This window comes from Labrenzia sp. VG12 (genome assembly GCF_002237595.1).
In the GTDB taxonomy this organism is placed as follows: domain Bacteria; phylum Pseudomonadota; class Alphaproteobacteria; order Rhizobiales; family Stappiaceae; genus Roseibium.
The window spans coordinates 2,496,461-2,513,719 of sequence record NZ_CP022529.1 but is presented as its reverse complement, the minus strand read 5'-3'; the positions used below and the strand labels follow the sequence as shown (position 1 = coordinate 2,513,719).

General features: G+C 59.3%; 16 protein-coding genes. 7 read left to right on the top strand and 9 right to left on the bottom strand.

Annotated elements, in window-relative coordinates:
- Positions 1-1,161, bottom strand: coding sequence for an acyl-CoA dehydrogenase family protein (locus tag CHH27_RS11730; protein ID WP_094071749.1), 1,161 nt, complete (start codon positions 1,159-1,161; stop codon positions 1-3).
- Between the two features lie 77 nt (positions 1,162-1,238).
- On the opposite strand from CHH27_RS11730, the gene CHH27_RS11725 reads away from it, so the two are divergent.
- Both CHH27_RS11725 and CHH27_RS11720 read left to right on the top strand, forming a co-directional pair.
- Positions 1,239-2,180 (top strand): GlxA family transcriptional regulator, encoded by a 942-nt coding sequence (locus tag CHH27_RS11725; RefSeq protein ID WP_094071748.1) that lies wholly within the window; start codon positions 1,239-1,241, stop codon positions 2,178-2,180.
- 495 nt (positions 2,181-2,675) lie between these two features.
- Positions 2,676-2,855, top strand: a complete 180-nt coding sequence (locus CHH27_RS11720; RefSeq protein ID WP_094071747.1) for a hypothetical protein — start codon at positions 2,676-2,678, stop codon at positions 2,853-2,855.
- Positions 2,856-3,142: 287 nt separating this feature from the next.
- Here CHH27_RS11720 and CHH27_RS11715 read toward each other — a convergent pair whose 3' ends face one another.
- Genes CHH27_RS11715 through CHH27_RS11690 form a run of 7 tightly spaced genes read right to left on the bottom strand, consistent with a single transcriptional unit; the run spans position 3,143 to position 9,758 of the window.
- Entirely contained in the window at positions 3,143-3,946 is an 804-nt protein-coding gene (locus tag CHH27_RS11715) for an ATP-binding cassette domain-containing protein (RefSeq protein WP_094071746.1), read from the bottom strand.
- Complete coding sequence (locus CHH27_RS11710; RefSeq protein ID WP_094071745.1) at positions 3,943-5,154, bottom strand: alanine racemase; 1,212 nt, start codon at positions 5,152-5,154, stop codon at positions 3,943-3,945. Before CHH27_RS11710 ends, CHH27_RS11715 begins: the two co-directional genes overlap by 4 nt.
- Before the next feature lie 12 nt (positions 5,155-5,166).
- Positions 5,167-6,120, bottom strand: coding sequence for an ABC transporter permease (locus CHH27_RS11705; protein WP_094071744.1), 954 nt, complete (start codon positions 6,118-6,120; stop codon positions 5,167-5,169).
- Between the two features lie 60 nt (positions 6,121-6,180).
- Positions 6,181-7,251 (bottom strand): substrate-binding domain-containing protein, encoded by a 1,071-nt coding sequence (locus CHH27_RS11700; protein ID WP_208988832.1) that lies wholly within the window; start codon positions 7,249-7,251, stop codon positions 6,181-6,183.
- 25 nt (positions 7,252-7,276) lie between these two features.
- A complete protein-coding gene (locus CHH27_RS11695) occupies positions 7,277-8,299 on the bottom strand; it encodes a M20 family metallopeptidase (protein WP_247646279.1) in 1,023 nt (340 codons plus the stop codon).
- Positions 8,206-8,535 (bottom strand): hypothetical protein, encoded by a 330-nt coding sequence (locus CHH27_RS28325; RefSeq protein WP_247646216.1) that lies wholly within the window; start codon positions 8,533-8,535, stop codon positions 8,206-8,208. Before CHH27_RS28325 ends, CHH27_RS11695 begins: the two co-directional genes overlap by 94 nt.
- Positions 8,535-9,758: an ROK family protein gene (locus tag CHH27_RS11690; RefSeq protein WP_371681846.1), complete on the bottom strand. Its 1,224-nt coding sequence runs from the start codon at positions 9,756-9,758 to the stop codon at positions 8,535-8,537. The genes CHH27_RS28325 and CHH27_RS11690 overlap by 1 nt, the downstream gene beginning before the upstream one ends.
- A gap of 430 nt (positions 9,759-10,188) precedes the next feature.
- Here CHH27_RS11690 and CHH27_RS11685 point away from each other — a divergent pair, with 430 nt between their 5' ends.
- The 5 genes from CHH27_RS11685 (at position 10,189) to CHH27_RS11665 (ending at position 15,299) form a co-directional block, all read left to right on the top strand.
- Positions 10,189-10,680, top strand: coding sequence for a hypothetical protein (locus CHH27_RS11685; protein ID WP_157738881.1), 492 nt, complete (start codon positions 10,189-10,191; stop codon positions 10,678-10,680).
- A complete protein-coding gene (locus tag CHH27_RS27945; RefSeq protein ID WP_094071741.1) occupies positions 10,643-12,223 on the top strand; it encodes a hypothetical protein in 1,581 nt (526 codons plus the stop codon). Before CHH27_RS11685 ends, CHH27_RS27945 begins: the two co-directional genes overlap by 38 nt.
- Before the next feature lie 44 nt (positions 12,224-12,267).
- Positions 12,268-12,720: a hypothetical protein gene (locus CHH27_RS11675; RefSeq protein ID WP_094071740.1), complete on the top strand. Its 453-nt coding sequence runs from the start codon at positions 12,268-12,270 to the stop codon at positions 12,718-12,720.
- A 128-nt stretch (positions 12,721-12,848) separates the two neighbouring features.
- Positions 12,849-13,256 carry a hypothetical protein gene (locus CHH27_RS11670; RefSeq protein WP_094071739.1) on the top strand — a complete coding sequence of 136 codons (408 nt, stop codon included), beginning with the start codon at positions 12,849-12,851 and terminating at the stop codon, positions 13,254-13,256.
- 384 nt (positions 13,257-13,640) lie between these two features.
- Entirely contained in the window at positions 13,641-15,299 is a 1,659-nt protein-coding gene (locus tag CHH27_RS11665; protein ID WP_094071738.1) for a hypothetical protein, read from the top strand.
- On the opposite strand, the gene CHH27_RS11660 is transcribed toward CHH27_RS11665, so the two are convergent.
- The gene (locus CHH27_RS11660) at positions 15,274-17,196 is read right to left on the bottom strand and encodes a radical SAM protein (protein WP_371681845.1); all 1,923 of its coding nucleotides are present in this window, start codon (positions 17,194-17,196) and stop codon (positions 15,274-15,276) included. The two genes, CHH27_RS11665 and CHH27_RS11660, sit on opposite strands and share 26 nt — an antisense overlap.
- Positions 17,197-17,259: the final 63 nt, after the last annotated feature.

The window sequence follows — 17,259 nt, the reverse complement described above, 5'->3', positions numbered from 1 at the left end:
TCAGGCCCCGAGCGGCCGGAAGATGTCGCGGCTGATGATGTGGCGCTGGATCTCGCTGGTGCCGTCCCAGATGCGCTCGACCCTTGCGTCGCGCCAGAAGCGTTCGATTGGAAAGTCGTCCATCAGGCCCATGCCGCCGAAGATCTGCAGGGTCGTGTCCGTGACACGGGCCAGCATTTCCGTGGCATAGACCTTGGCACTGGCGATCTCGCGGTTGGCGGGCAGCCCCTGATCGAGGCGCCAGGCGCCGACCAGCGTCAGCCAGTCGGCTGCATCGATCTCGGTGATCATGTCGGCGACCTGGAAGCCGACGCCCTGGAACTTGGCAATGGCCTGACCGAACTGCTTGCGTTCAGCGGCATAATTCACGGCATAGTCGAAGCAGCGGCGCGCGCGGCCGACACTCATGGCAGCAACGGTCAGCCGAGTCGCGTAAAGCCACTCGTTCATGACGTCGAAACCGCCATCAACCTCGCCGAGAACCTGTGCGTCCGGTAAGCGGCACTTGTCGAAATAGAGAATGTAGTTCTTGTAGCCCCGATGGCTGACGGAATTGTAGCCATCGCGGACTTCAAAGCCCGGCGTGCCTCTGTCGACCAGGAAACATGTGATGCGTTTCTTCGGACCTTTCGGTGTCTCGTCGACACCCGTGGCAACAAAGACGATGAAAAAGTCTGCGTGTTCCGCCCCGGAGATGAAGTGCTTGGAGCCGTTGATCACCCAATCGCCGCCGTCGCGCACGGCCTGGCATTTCATGCCGCGCACATCGGAGCCGGCATCCGGCTCGGTCATGGCCAGCGCGTCCATCTTTTCGCCGCGCACGGCCGGCAACAGATAGCGCTCGCGCTGCTCGTCCCTGCAGGCCATCAGGATGTTCTGCGGACGGCCGAAAAAGTGGTTGAGGGCCATGGATCCGCGACCGAGTTCACGCTCGACCAGCGTGAAATCCAGATGGCTGAGCCCGGCGCCGCCGACCTCTTCCGGGAAATTGCAGGCGTAGAAGCCGAGATCGATGCATTTCTGCTTGATCTCCTCACCGAGCTCCAGAGGCACCTGACCGGTTTTCTCGACCATGTCCTCGTGCGGATAGATCTCGTTTTCAACGAAAGAGCGGACGGTGGAGACGATCATCTCCTGCTCTTCGCTCAGACCAAACTCCATCGGGATCTCCTCTTGCCTCTTGCAACAGAGAGTGAGACAAGCAGGGAAACGTCAGTGTGCCGTTTTGGAGAAAAACCATGCAGGTTTCGGAAAAATCTTCCGCTTCCCGAAAAATCTGCGTTTTCCTGTTCGACAAGTTCTCGGTCTATTGCCTTGCCAATGCCGTTGAGCCGTTTCGGGCGGCCAACACGATTGCCCGCCGGCAGCTTTACGTTTGGGAGCATGTCAGCCTGGACGGAGGCACCGTTACCTCTTCCAGCGGGCTACCGGTGGACACCCGGTCCTGGGCAGAGGCCATGCCGACCGGGGATTTCCTCTTTGTGATGCCGAGCTACGACTATACGCAGTATGCCGGTGCCCGCATGCAAAGGGTGCTGCGGGCGGCGAGGGGGCGTTTTACGACCCTTGTCGGCATGGATACCGGTGCTTGGTTGATGGCCTCGGCCGGTCTCCTGGACGGTCGCCAGGCGACCATTCACTGGGACGAGCTGTCTCTCTTTGCCGAAACCTTCCCGGAAGTGGATGTGGTTGAGGACCGCGTCGTCGCCGGCAGGGACACCTGCACCTGCGGCGGCGCGTCGACCACTTTCGAGCTGACACTGGAGCTGATCAAACAGCAACATGGTGCCCTGTTTGCACTCGAAGTCTCCGCCAATTTCATGCATGGCGACGCGTTTGAGCGGCAGGATCCGCGTCTGCGGTTGACGGCAGACAGCCTGGTGCGCAGCGCGGCGGCACTCATGCGCAGGACGCTGGAAACGCCGCTCACGATCGCCGAACTGGCAGCCCGGCTGAACATCGACCAGAGAAGCCTGGAAGACCACTTTCGGCAGGAGGTGGGCATGACACCGCTCGGTGTCTACAAGGCGATCCGGCTGCGTGAAGCCCGGAGGCTTGTCGAACTGACACGGCTCAGCATTGCGGAGATTTCCGAGCGATGCGGATATCGCAATTCAAGTGCGATGACACGGGCGTACCGACTGGAATTCGGCCAGCCGCCACGTGCGCATCGGCACTAGCGATTTCCAGAAAGGTCCTCGGTGCACTCTGCGGTAGGGTTTGTCGTTCACTTGTTCCATTGCGGGTGTTTGCGACTCATCTGCGGATTGGTCGTTTCATTTGGGACGCGAGAAGACACGCCAGAATGGCACGGCAAAGCCGTGTTTCGGCTAGTTCTGCGCAAAAAGCCTGGCTGGATCGCGCCACCTCGATTTCCGGAGCAAGGGATTGCTTCTGCCTGAGGGTTCTCAGAAAAAAACAATAAAATCTAGGTATTAAGTGATTCCGTCATGCTGCATGTATTGTTGTCCTGCCAGAACACAGGACCGTTGAAGGCAGGCTGCCCGGAACAGCGGGCATGAAAGCAGTTGTCAGACAAATCCTGAAGACTACACTGCGCGCGTCAATCATTGGGTGTAGTGCGTTTCCGGTTTTCCGCCCACTGAGATTGCGCCGCGAAGGGGCGGGGATTGGCAAGGGGTAGCCATTTTACTCATTTATTGAGGACGTGCAGGATGAACGGGTATTTGACCAAGGCACAGCTTCATGCCTTCGAACGCGGTGTGGAAGCGTACCGGGACGGGAAAATGCGACAAGACAATCCCTATCCACCGGAAGCCGATTATTTCGGTCTGTGGGACGAGGGATACCAGAAGGAACAGAACGGATCCTCGCATCACGCCGATGTCGGCTGAACAGACTGTGCCGATAGGTGTCGGCAAGAAGGCCGTTCGAGTGAAAGGGAGTTCGATGTCAAGTAATCGTCCGAGGAGCTGATTTGTAAACTCTGTGTTTTCTTGAAGACCTCTGCCTAGCTCTCTGCGAGCAGAAGGTTTCAATTTGGGGCCAGAGGATAGATGAACAGATTAAGTCTCTCAGGTCATTGCTGAAGGGGCCATTTGCGCTGTTTTGAGTTCGAAGGCGTCGGGGCATGTGGTACAAGGCGCTCCTATGGCCTCACTCTGAACGTCACCATCCCGTTCTAAAGCCCGGCCGTTGCTGATCTGGCCGACGTGCCCGCACTTTTGCCGGGGTCTGTGGTCTTGTCCGCAACGCCGGTGATCATGGACACGATCTCGTTCTTGTCGGTTTCGGCCGTTTCGCGAATGCCAATCTGCTGGCCGCGGCGCAGCACGCAAATGCGATCGGAGAGGCGGAAAACCTGGTCGAGCGAGTGGCTGATGATCAGGATAGCAAGGTTTTTCTTCTTCAGCGACGCGACAAGCTCTTCCACCTTGGCGGTTTCGGCGACACCCAGGGCTGCGGTCGGCTCGTCCAGGAGGACCAGCTTGGACGCCCAGTGGGTCGCTCTTGCAATGGCGATGCCTTGCCGTTGCCCGCCACTGAGATCGCGGATGGTGGAACTGGCAGAAGGAATGCGTACATCCAGCTCATCAACCAGCTGCTGGCACTCCCGGCGCATACGCTTCTTGTCGAGCAGGCCAAAGGGTGGCCTGGTTAGTTCGCGCCCGAGAAACATGTTCATGTAGACCGGCTGCTGATCGGCCAGGGCCAGATCCTGATAGACCACTTCGATGCCGCGGCTGCGGGCGGAGCTCGCGTCGGAGAAGCTGACCTCCTCGCCATCCAGGCGAATCGCGCCGGAGGTCGGCTTGTAGACGCCCGAAATGATCTTCACCAGTGTGGATTTGCCGGCGCCGTTGTCACCGACAAGCGCGACGATCTCGCCGGCCCTGAGGTCGAGCGAAAAATCCTGGATGGCAACCACACCGCCAAAGGCCTTGTGGATGTTGGTCAGGGAAAGGACTGGATCTGCCAAGTTCATTGCTGGTGCACTCCCGGCCAGCTGACGAGATCGCCAAAGCTGTTCTCGATGGTTGTTACGACCGGATTTCCGCTGCTGATACCGGAGATGCCGGCAACAAGTGCGCGTGTGACAAAGGCCTGGCCGCGAAAGCCGAAAACAACCGTGTCTCCGGGTGCCGGCGGTTTAGGGCCAATCGCGTCGATCATGGCGTAATAGTCGATAGCCGAATAGTCCGGGATCTCGACGTCACGCAGCGCGGAGCGGCTGGCGGTCGGTTCGGCGGAGACCAGGGCCTGCACCTGATATTTCGGAAACACCGGATCGATGTAAAGCCCGCCGCCAAAACAATAGGCCTTGCCGCCATGGTGGTGCGAGACTTCTGAAAGATAAAGCACCGCCGGGTTCTCCGGCAGGTCTTCCACCGCATGGAGGGGCGTCGTGCCATGAAGGCCATTGCCGGGTTCGCACTGGGTTGCACCGGCTTCGGAAAGGGCGCCGAGAACCGCGGAGGAGGTGGTGCCCGGAGCATTGATCTCGATGCCGGTGCGGCCGGATCTGGCCAGCGCGTCGGCGGCCCGGCTAAGCGTGGCAAGGTTGGGGGTGGGTTTGACCTTGCGGGTCTCCAGATCAAAGAGCAGGGCCGGGAAGGTGGTGATACCTGCAAACGCTGCGCCGTCAAGCGCGTCCAGCCTTGCTGCCACCGCGACTATGTCTTCCGCTGCGAAACCGCCCTCGTGTCCGCGGTAGAAGGTGTCGCCTTCGGTCTGAATGCGGGCCAGGAGTTTCTGGACGCGCCCGGCTGCTTGTGCCGCGCCGGCCGCTTCCGCGGCCTTGGTATCGGAAAAGACCGTCCAGTAGTCTGGCTGCAGTTTTGCGGCTGCAAAGGCGGCTTCCCGGCGGGGGATCTGAACCAGATGGCCAAGATGACCAGTCTTGAGACCAGCACGGTCGCAGGCAAGCGCACAGGCCATGTCGACGGCGACCGACCGGTCGATGCCGCCTTTCTGGACCGCCTGGCAGAAACCGGAATGGCGGCCAACCTGCTTGGTCATGGCGAAGGTTTTCAGGCCATGTTTGGCCGCTTCGGTCTGAAAAAGCCGGGCATTGTCTTCCACCGCGTCAAGATCGAGCACATAGGTATTGGCCGGGATCTTGCCTTGCTGGTGAAGAGCCATCGCCGCTTCGATGAAGGCCGGGTTACGGCGGATCAGGGTGTCTAGAAACATGGGAAGCTCCGGTTACCGGCTGGTGTCGCGCAGGGAGACGGCGACGGCAATGAGAATGATGAGCCCGCGGACGATCATCTGGTCCGAAACATCAAGGCCCATCAGGATGAGGCCATTGTTGAGCATGCCCATCAGCAGCGAGCCCAGGAGCGCGCCGATGATCGAGCCCTTGCCGCCATTAAGCGCCGTGCCGCCGACAATGACCGCGGCAATCACGGTCATCAGATCGCTTTCCCCCAGCGTGTATTTTGCGGCCTGAAGACGGCCGGCATAGAGCAATCCGGCGAGGCCGGCCATCGTGCCGCAAAGCATGAGCACGCTGAGACGAATGCGTGGCACCTTGATGCCGGAGACCTGCGCGGCACGGGCATTGTCGCCGGTCGCCAGCACATGCGCGCCAAAGCGCGTGTTGCGATAGACAATGTGGCCGATAATGACAGCGGCGATGGTCCAGAGGACCAGCGAGGGAATAGAAAACAGGGCGCCCGAGCCGAAAATGCCGGTGAAGGTGTCATTGAGCACAGGGATGGAGCGGAGATCTGTCATGGACCGTGCAATCCCCGCGAACAGGCCCATGGTTGCGAGCGTGACCAAGAAAGACGGCAGGCGCAGATAGGCGACCAGGACACCGTTGATTGCGCCGATGAGCGCACCTGCACCGAGACCGGCCATGACGCCGACGACCATCGGGTAGGATTGCATGGCAACGGCGGCGGAAAGCGCGGACACGGCCACCACCGAGCCGAAACTGAGATCGATCTCTCCGGCTGACAGCGCAAAGACAAGACCGATGGCCATGATGGTGGCGGGAGCCGTCTGAAGAACAATGTTGGTCAGGTTCCGGCTGGTCAGGAAGCCGTCATCGTGAAGCGTGATCGCGAAGAACAGGAAGATCGCCAGAAAGCCGAGATAAATTACGGAGCGCTGCAGATCGAGGCGCTGCAGGCGCGCTGCGATGGTGGTCATGTCAGTCTCTTTGCTGCAAGGAAGTGCCGGCGGGCAGAGAGCTGCCCGCCGTATTGCCGGTCACTGCGCGGAGGAAACGCTTGCCGGCGCGTCGATGTTGAGCGACTTTTTCCATCCCTCGACCACCGTGTCGGCGGTCACGGTGATGGCAGGCGCTGTCACGAAAGGCGGCACATCCTTGCCGGCAAGACGAAGCGCTGCGGCGGCTGCCATGGCTCGGCCAAGCTCATAGGCTTCATCGGCGACGATGGCAGCGACATTGCCGCCCCGGACCATGTCGAGTGCGACCGGCTCAGACAGATCGAGCGTGACGATTTTCGTGGTCTTGTTGCCATTGGCGCGCAGGGCCGCGAGCACACCTTCCGCAGGACCTGCCCAGGTGACATAGATGCCGCCGAGATCCGGGTTCTTCAAAAGCATCGCGTTGGCAATCTCTTCGGCGCGGGCCGGATCGCTGATGCCCTGTTCGGCGACGATGGAGATTTCCGGATAGTCCTTTTCGATCGTCGTTTTGAAGGCGTTGTCCCGCTGGTTGGTCACGTAATAGTCGGCGTCATGATAGATCCAGCCGACGGTGCCCTTGCCGCCCATGGCGCTTGCCAGGGCGTCGGCGGCCTGCTTGCCCATCTGGAAAAGATCGTCGGTGACAATGGCGGCATAGTCGCGCGGATGCTCGTATCCGGCCGGCAGATTTGAGAGAAACACCAGAGAGACCCCACCGTCACGGGCTTCCTTGAAGGCTGCCGCGGAAGTGACCGGGTCGAGCGGCAGCGACAGAATGATGTTCGGTTCCTTGGCAAGCGAGGTTTCGATGTCGCTGCGCTGCTTGGCGGCGTCAAAGCCGGCACTGGTGGTGGCCACTACCTCGATGCCGAGCCGCTCGAATTCGTCCTTTGCACCGGCGCTGACGGCGTTGACGAAATCGGACTGGTCGTGCCAGAGCAGGGCCGCCTTGTAGCCCGCGCCGCGGATCGCCTCCAGGCTGTCATCGCCGACGACGACGTCGGCGGACGGCGTCGCACTTTCCCCGCCCGGGCCGACGGTCTGGGCCATGGCGGCGGGAGACAGAGCGGTGACGCTCATCAGTGTGAACAGGGCGGAAGCCGCCAGGTGTCTTGCTGCAGATTTCATGTCGGTACCCTCTGGTTGTTGGTTGTTACCGTGCTTCTTCCAGGCCGCAAAATTCGGCCACGAACAGCGCAAAAGCCCTGACAGCTGCCAGGTAGCTTTCCACCTCGATGCGCTCTTCGAATGTGTGCGCCAGGGCGATGTCGCCCGGAGCGCAGTAAACCGCCGGACAGCCGATCTCGTTGACGAGAAACGGCATTTCCGACCAATAGGGTGCGCCGCCAAGGGCGCCTCCCGGTTCATGGACCTCACCGATGCAGCGCGCCAGCAGCCGCGCATCCGGATGGTCATGGGCAATCTCGACCGGGGAACCGCCGAATTTGTGGTCCCGGCCTGCGGGATAGTCGATCTGAAGGGATATGCCGTCGGCAACGGGAGCTGCGTGGATGACAGTTTCCAGTGCCGCAACGGCCTCGTTCAGATCTTCGCCGGGGCGTAACTTGCGGATCAGGGAAAAGCGGCATTCGCCGGGCACGGCGATGTAGCCGCCGCCGCGGATATCCGTCACAAGGACCGACGATGCGCCGACCAGGTCGTGTTTCGGCCCGGCGGTCAGGTCAGCCTCATGCGCCCAGATCTGTTCGAGGATGGCGTGGGTGGCTTTCAGGGCGTCGGTGCCAAGCTCCGGTGTGCCAAAATAGGCGGATTTTCCGGTGATGGTGATATCTGCAATGAAAAAGCCGATCTGCGCGGTATAGACGTCGAGCTTTGTCGGTTCGACATAGACTGCGAAATCGGGTTTGGCGATTTCGCCGGCTTGGATGCGTTTGACAAGGTCGTGGGCTCCGGCGCTGACGCCCGTTCCGGGTTCTCCGCTTTCCTCGTCGCCGATAAAGGCAAAGGAGAGGCCGCCTGCAGGTTGGTGGCCTGCCGATTGCAACAGGCGCAAGCCGGCCAGCGCCGCACAGATACCGCCCTTCAGATCACAAGCGCCCCGACCCCAGATGTGGCCATCGATCAGCGCACCCGAAAACGGGTTCTCCTGCGGTTTGCCCGACCAATTGTCTTGCCAGCCACGGACGTGGACTGTGTCGGTGTGGCCGACAAACAGGAGCCGTTTTGCGTCCGCACGGGCTGCTTTTGTTTCCCCCAGACATTAAGACGTCCGGGCAGAAAGTCACCCGATCCGGTTTGCAGGCCGAGTTCGTCCATCCGGCTCTTCAGGAAAGAGGCAAAGTCGGTTTCATTGCCGGTGATGCTTTCATGGCCTATGGCCTCTTGCAGCAGTTTCAGGTCCGCGTCCCGGTCCTGATGATCGCTCAGTGTTTGAAGAAACTCAGAGCTCATCAGGCTGCTCCCTTCCTGAACGTCTCGATGGAAGGGGGCGGCACGGCGATTTCCACCCCTTTCAATCCCTCGGTGAAAAGGGACAGGTGCAGGCGGGAAAGGGCGACGGAGGCGCCACCGGCAAGTGCGGCATGATTGCCGAGCGTTGACTTTTCAATCAGGACTGGGCGGGGAAAACAGGCCTTCAGCTGATTTTCCACCCTTGAAAACAATTCATAGCGCGCACCGATGGAGCCGCCGATGACGATGCAGGACGGGTCGAGCACGGCTGCCAGGGCTGCCATGACGCGCGCCGCCTGGCGGGCTGTCTGGTCAAGGGTTTCGGACGCGGCCGTGTCACCGTCATTGGCGGCTTCGAAAATGGCGGGCACGTCGAGGCTCCTGCCGGTTTTCCGGGCGTAGAGTTCCGTAATGGCGTGTGTGGCGGCGACCCGTTCCAGGGCGCCGGTTTCCAGGCTCTCCGGCTCGAAGGGATCGGCGCCGAAGGGCAGATAGCCGATCTCACCGGCAGCCCCGTTCAGTCCGCGATGGAGCTGACCGCCAATAACGATGCCTGCGCCGATGCCGGTGCCGATGGAGACGTAGATCAGGTCGTCCTTGTCGCTGCGTTTGGTCAGCCAGTGTTCGCCAAGCGCGGCGAGATTGACGTCGTTTTCGACAAAGACCTCGATGCCGAGTGCGTCGCGCCAAAGGGCCGGTGCATCGAGTTCGCCGATGCCGGGAATATTCGGCGCCATGCGGATGTTGCCGGTTTCCCGGTCAGGGGCGCCCGGGACGCCGATCACTGCAACACGCGGGAGTTTCGCGGTGGTTCCGGCCTGGGCGGCCGTGCGACGGATCAGATCGGCGACCTGATCGATCACCGCCTTGCCGCCGGCCTTGTCGGTCGGTTCCACCAGTTCGGAGACAACGGCGCCGGTCAAGTTGCAGATGGCGACGCGGATCTTGGTGCCGCCGAGATCAACACTTGCCACAGAGGCGGCCTCCGGCACGATCTCGTAGACGACAGCCCGGCGACCGACATGGCCTTCGGTTTGCCCAACGGTCCTGACCCAGCCTTCTTCTTCCAGATTGCCGACAATCTCCGACACGGTCTGCTTGGACAGGCCGGTGATCTTGGACACGCTTGCGCGGGAGATCGGGCTGTAGCTGGCAATCGCCTGAACCACTGCACTCAGGGACATGCGCCGGGAGATGTTGGAAGGGTCGGCCAAGACGGGCACCTCATTAGTTCGTTCAGTTACCGAACTAATTATGAAATGGAAGCTGAGTCAAGTGCGGTTTGCGAAGTCTGGCAGGTCCGGACGGGTGATGAAGCAGGTGAATGCATGGCTCCGGCAAAGAAGCGGTGGTCCTCCGAAGGTTCTGAAGATGGGGACAGAAAAAGTCTCTTCATAGGCGCATAATGTCGGCTTCTGCCAAGGTCCTGATTGGTCAGAGCAAACTGAAAAGGTCAATCTAAACAGGTGGTTCAGTTGGTTCAGGTGATTGGACAGGCTCGTCAAAACGGAGCTATAAGAGGTCTTATCAAGTCATCCTGGAATACTGCATCCATCGAACACCCCACGTGTTCGTATGCCGGATTTCCATTGGGGCGCGACCGCGCCGTACGAGGGTGACTTTTCTTTCGACTGATGATGAGCGAGGTGACGCATGGCTCAAATGGGCAGCGGCGCTTGCGCGCTGCCATGGCCGACACCGGAAGACAGGCGGCGGGCTTGCAGCGCATTCTGCGACCATATTGCCGCCGGTTTTTCGATCGACAGCTTTCCAGGTGCGGACCGCAAGACCCTTCGGTACTACGCGGAGCAGTTCCCGGAGGATTTTCCAGCTGAACAACTTGAAGCGGCCGCACGGCGCGGGCTTCTGGAGTGGGAACGTATTGGCAAGGCTGGCAGCCAGGGCGAGTTGCCAAAGTTCAACGCCAGTGCCTGGGCGCTGAACATGAAGAACCGGGCCGGGTGGCGGGACCGTTCGGAGCTGGAAAGCTGGAACATCCTGGCTGGGCCGGACGACGCTGGACGGCTCGAGGCGTTGAAACCACGAAGTTCGAATGAAATCGCGCTGGGCGTGATGGCACTTCTGACCGCAAAGGATCTGCCGGGAGATGACGACGGCTCTGGAAACACTGATCAGAACCATTGACAGGATGGAGCCACCCAATCGTGTCGCCCTGCAAAAGAAATTGGATGAAGCCGGGGTTCTGGATCAGTTCGACGTCTGGCGGCCGCAACATGGCCCCCAGACGGACGGCTATTTCTCAAAGGCTGATCTGACACTCTATGGTGGTGCCGCCGGTGGTGGCAAAACGGACCTGATCGCCGGCCTGGCGCTGTTCGCCCATCACAAGGCCGCCATCTTCCGGCAATCACTAAAATCACTGAAGGGGCTGATCGAACGCATGAACGCGCTGATGCGGCAGGCGGAGATGGGAAAGATCACCGGAAATCCGCCACGCTGGGTTGGCCCGGACGAACGCCTGATCGAGTTCGGTCATCTGGGGCTGCCTGGTTCTGAAGAAGACTGGCAAGGGCGCGACCATGACCTGAAGGCCTTCGATGAAGGGGCGCAGATGGACCCGCGCAAGATCATCTTTGTGCTCGGCTGGCTGCGCAGCAGCCGGATGGGACAACGTTGCCGTGGCCTGATCGCTACCAATCCGCCAATTGGTGGACAGGGTGATTATCTGAGTGACTGGTTCGGACCCTGGCTTGACCCGCTTCACCCGCTCCATGGCAAGGTCAAGCCCGGAGACCTGCTCTGGGCCGTTTTCATCGACGATGGCGACGCCATTCGAACCGTCTGGGTTGACGGGCCGGAACCGGTCGAGATCGAGGGCGAATTGCGCACGCCGAAAAGCCGCACCTTCATTCCCGCACGGCGGCAGGACAACAAGTTTCTGGGCGCTGACTATGATGCGCAGCTCGACCAGATGCCGGAGCCGATGCGGACCGCGCTGAAGACCGGCGATTTTCTGGCCGCCCGACAGGATCATGATTGGCAGGTGATCCCGTCCGACTGGGTTGACCTGGCCTTTCAGCGCTATGACGAGAATGTCGACAAGGACCAGCCGATGGATGTGCTGGCTGTGGATGTTGCGCAGGGTGGTAAGGACAAGACTGTCCTGCAGCCTTTGCACGGCCGGCGGTTTGAACAGAATATCGTCCGCAAGGGGGCTGATACCAAGGATGGAGCGGATGTCGGTGCGCTAATCATCCGGGAGCGGAGGGACAATGCGCTGATCGTGGTCGACTGTACCGGCGGCTGGGGTGGAGATACGGTCGGATTTCTGACCCGTGAGAACGGTATTCCTGTCGAAAAATGCGTCTTTTCCGCCCAGTCCGGCGAGACCGCGAAAGACAGCCGCATTCCCTTCTACAATCTGCGGGCCCAGCTTTACTGGCGGTTTCGCGAGGCGCTTCACCCCAAAAGCGGGGCGGGGGTCGCGATCAGGCGCTCCGCCACGATCAAGGCGCAGCTGACGGCGCATCGCTGGAAGATGAAGGGCGGCCGGATCCTGATCGAGAGCAAGGAAGACATCAAGGAACGGCTCGGTGCGTCGCCGGACGAAGCCGATGCGATGGTCGAGGCATGGGGATGGAAAGACAGGGCGGACCTGAAAAAAATTCTGACGAACACCGGCCGAAGCCAGATGAAGCCGCTGGACGATCCCCTCGGCGGCTTCTGATCAAGGACCTGTGTCTGCGTGATGTCAGCTACATTGCAGCGAACATGCGTCAGCAGGATTTTGAGGAAATCTCGTGTCTCTGGGAGGTCTGGGACACGCGCGCCCTGGGTGTCTGCGCGATCGAGACGGCAGTGCCAGGCATGGTCTGGTCAGTCTGGTATGACGGCCAGCCGGCGGCAGCCTTCGGCTTCAGCCAGGCGTCGGCTTTCGATCCGCAACACTGGCAGGCCTGGGCTTTTGGAACAGCGCGATTCAAGCGCTGTGTGCCGCTGATCACGCGGCATATCCTGTCGTTGCGCCCGCAGATTGAACGTGATTGCCGGCGACTTCAGGTGATCACGATGTGTGGGCACGATATTGCCCATCGCTGGATTGAGGCACTTGGGGCGGAACGGGAAGGCCGGCTCAAGTCCTACGGCCGGGGCGGCGAAGACTTCCTGATCTATGCCTGGACCGGGAGCGACGGTGCGCGTGGTGGGGAGCAGGACAATTTTTAGGTGCAATGCGTTTGATGCTGTGATTTATTGCAATGGAACAATTGGAGAACATGTATTGGCTCTGGCAGTGGCGTTATGACGGCGAGGCGCTGGAACTGAGCTGCAAAGGTATGTGAACGGTAAAAGCGATGGAATGGCTCGAGTATCTGCAGGTTGTTGCGTATTTTGGGTTCCTGGCTTTCTGGCCCGTGTCACTTCTATTCAGAGTTTATCTCAATGTCCGCCTGGTGCTGGGGCCTGACACTTCCAAGATCGGTCGCCTTTCTGACAGTTTTGTTGGGTTGAGCACCACTTTTTTTCTCTATTTGTACCTTTGTATCTTTTTTGATCGCGACCTTATTTCTCTTTTGTTTAACGATTACCGGAATTACGTAATTGCGTTTTTTTTAGCCGACGTTGTACTCAGTCTTCTCCAGTTGGCCCTGTGCTATCCGCGCAGGGCTGCAAGAGTGACATGGATAAGACGCATACTCTCTGTGCTGCTGCTTTACTGCGTGTTTCAAGCCGCCGCCCTTGCCGCCTTCTCGCTGGTTTGAAGTTGGTTGAAACCGCACGCTCTATTTGATGAACCGGTCATCGGGCCGAGACCAACATGCGCACCGGTGATGTTTTACTTCCTGCGGGAGCGGGGCTGCGATGTCGACGCGAAACGAGACCAACTCGCAAAGCCGCTAGATGTAGTCCTGCAGGTTTTTCTCAGCTATCAGCCGGGTAGGAGCAAGGTCCTTCAGCCGATCAACTGCTCTCAAGAGTTGGCAGGACGGTACTAAAAACGTTCCGCCCAAGGCACGCTGTGAGTGAAGCAGCGCATCACGCTTTCCCGGAAACCCTCACGACTTCGCGTTGATTCAACGACGTCATTTGCTGTTCGGCACCATCGTTTGCCGGAGGCCTGTCTGATGCCAGTTTCGGAGACTGAAATGGAAACTATCGAGCTTCGTGTGACGGATGCCGCTTCGAAGGATTTCGGGCATCTCTACATCATCTATACGAATAACGAAGGAAAAGAATTTGTCATTCGGGGCGGACCTGGGCCGCTGTCCGTCGTCGGGAATATCGACGTGGAAATCGGTCCCTACTCGGAACGGTCGCGAGACTGGGTTCCGCCCGCCGAACGCTCTCAGGAAGACACCGTTGTTCTGGAGAGCGGAGGGGATCTTGAAGAAAAATATCTCAAGATGGCCTTCTTCGCCCAGTTGGTTGAGCAGTCGGAAGTGGATTACGACACGCTTGCAGCAATCGGCGACGTCAACTCAGACTGGATCGTCAACAGCAACGGGCTCGTGTCCGCCGCACTGGCCGCTGTCGACATCAATATTACAAAAGAGGACCTGCCACCTTCGGAGCGGCGCCGACCCGCGGCCGGGTTTGAAAACAGAAGGGTCTTCGAGAGGCCGGTTTCAGAGTTTCTGTCCACGCATTTCGACGATGCAGCAGGCCAACATGCGGCTGGCTATGCCGCCGTTTATCAGCGCCTTGAAGACAGGTTTGTCCGGAAACACAAGGGGCAGATCCATGACCTCGACAACAGGACCAACCGATCCCTCGAAATTCTGAACGAGGCATGGCAGGGAACTCCCGACGGCTCGGATCCGTCGAACGGTAGCGAAGGCCTCTGGGACGAATTGTTTGGAGACAGCGTCTTTCCGGAACACATTGCCGAAGACTTCGGTGACGTCGATTGGCGCGCAACGGAGAAAAATATTCGCCGGCTTCATCGGAGCGATCCTGCGCTGGCGTCCTCCATCCTTGGCGAGCTTGCGACGGCCAGGTCGCTGGGCATGCCCTGGAAAAAGGATTTCGCACGAAAATATGGCGGCTACTTCATCTACCTGGATGGATCAGCGACGCCAGGCGGCGAGGCAGGTGAGCCGGAGGGACCGGAGGCAGATGGCGGCGAAAGCGCACGGCTTTTTCCCGACGCGTCAGCTCAGGACGCAGCGCCGGTCGAGCTGGCCCTGGATCAGGAAACCGTCCGGTCTGGTGTTGATACATTCCATTCGGTCCCAGGAAGGCCACCGGTCGCTGTTCCTGCCCGGGAAACGTCCTTCGACCGGTATCGTCAACTTGGCTTGACCGCCGAAGAGGAAGCCGAAGCACTGGAGGAACATGCCAAACTCTGGAAGCAGAGTTTTCTGGATATGGGCGGCGATGAAGACGCGGCAGAAGCGTTGGCGCTCGCGCGGTTTTCCATGGCATGGGGCCTGACGGAATTTGCATCCGAGGCAAAGGGTGTCGTGTTCAAACACCCGGTGGAAAAGGTCTACCCGGCCACGAGTGGGACAAACCGTGACTACATCAGCAAGGAAGTGGAGGGACTTCTGGCAACACTTGGCATCACGGCAAGGCGATGGTCATTGATGCCAAACGCGCACACGGGAAGCGACTGGAAAAAGGGTGGAACCGATGACGAAGGGTTTGGCCCACGCATGACCCTGACCTATACCGATGAGATCGGTGAACAGATCTTGGTGACAAACAGCTTCCAAGCGAATGTGCGCGGGGCCTTTGCACCGACATCTGACACGGATGAAATTCCGTCGAATGCGCCGGTTATGAATGCGGGCCAGGATATGTGACACCCATTTTCGTTTTTAAGGTGCCGGCAAGTGCTTTTGACCGAGCCTTTTTCTTGATGGCTTCCATCTTGCGATGATTGGCAACAGCTTCTTGTCCGCCTCTTGTTGCGGTGTAGAGTTTCAGCCTCTCGAAATCGCCCGCGCCAACCGGTGCAATGGCCGCATCCACGTAGTCAAAGCGCCCGGGGTCGCTCCAGAGTGCCTTGATGAAGCGCAGGTAACGCCAGCGTGTGAGCATCAGCAGCAAAATGTTGCGCACCGTTTCAAAGGCATGTTTGGGATAGAAGATCAGAGGGCTTTCGACCGGCAAACCCGGGCGGCGGTCACGACGGTATTTCAATCGCAAGAATCCGCCGTCGAGCGAAAAGACATTGTGGAGCCGTGATCCGGTTCCATAGATCAGCAGCCGGTTCATGGTCGCAATTTTCTTGTTGCTTCCAAGCGCAGCCGCGCGGCGCAGGATGGTGCGGCAATGGTCCGGGGAATAGAAGGTTGCCCAGGCTTCGATGTAGAGCTTGTCGAGCTCGTCGCCGGGCAAGTTCGGATGCCGGATCACACTATGGGTCAAATCGTAGCGATTGAGATCCGGATGGATCCAGGTGCCTGCGGCCACGGCGTTCTTGTGGTCCTCGGAGCCTGGCAGCGGCGTGAGGATCGACAGTGAGAGTATGTCGACAGCAAGCTCGCGCTTGAGGACATCGATATCGTGAAGGACGGATTCTCGGGTGTCGTTGGGAAACCCGATGATGTAACCGGCGGTCAGGACCACGGGGTGTTTCTTCCAAGCGAGGAACATCTCACGGTAGTCGGTGATCTTGTTCTGTCTTTTCTTGGAGCCGGCCAGGTTGTCCGGATTGATGTTTTCCAGCCCGATAAACACCTGATCGACACCGGCTCTAACGCATTTGTCTATGAAATTCGGGATCTTGTGGCACAGGGTATCGACCTGAATGATCAGGGTGAACCTGAGCCCGTCTTCCTCGCGAAGCCGGATCAGCGTATCGAGAAAGGCTTCCCAGTTCCGGTTGCGTGCGAAATTGTCGTCCGTGACGAAGAACTTGGTGACACCGATCCTGGCGTGATCCCTGATGATCTTCTCAAGGTCCCCGGTCGAGCGAAAGCGGCTGCCTCTGCCCTGCACATTGATGATACAGCAAAAACTGCATTCAAACGGGCACCCGCGACCGAGATCGAAACTGCCGTAGCCCAATGTCGACTGTTCTACCTGTGCCTTTTCAACGACAGGCACCGGTTGCCCTGGAAGTGACGGAAGATCCCTGGTGTAGTCGTAGACCGGTTTCAGGACGCCCGCATAGGCGTCTCGCAGCACAGCGTCAAAGCGCCCGCCTTCTGCCTCGCCGAGAAAAAAGGAAACCCCCATGTCCAATGCGTCGCGCATGTCCCTTGGCATTTCGTCAAGCATTGCCATGCAGCCGGTCACATGAAATCCGCCGACAGCGACGGGCAGGCCTGCCGCCAGAAACGGCTGGGCGAGGTCAATGGCACGAGGGAACTGATTGCTCTGGACACCGGCGAAGCAGATCAGGCCACGTGCCCCATCGCGCCGGATCTCATGGATGATCTGGTGGGGGCGAATGCGGGTGTTGCCTTCATCGATGGCGCGGGTCGCAATTTCCACATCGGGACCAAGGACTTGCCGTTCCTTGCAATCCAAAGAAATTCCTGCAAGGCAGGAAAGTGAATTGGCCGGGATTGTGGTTTTATGCCAATGAATCGGATAGCCGTCATCGTCATATTTGGTTGGTCGAATAAGAAAAATGTGAAATTTGTCTGTCGCCATAACTGTCCCTCGCCAGTCTCGACATTTCACTCTTTTATTTGTGCTGTTATATTTGAGGACTAGTCTAGCAATTAACCCTATGTCAGGGAAGCGCACGATTGCCTGAGGTCATGTTCGTGGAATGGTGTTTGTGGCAGCGCTTCATACCGATTGGCCGGA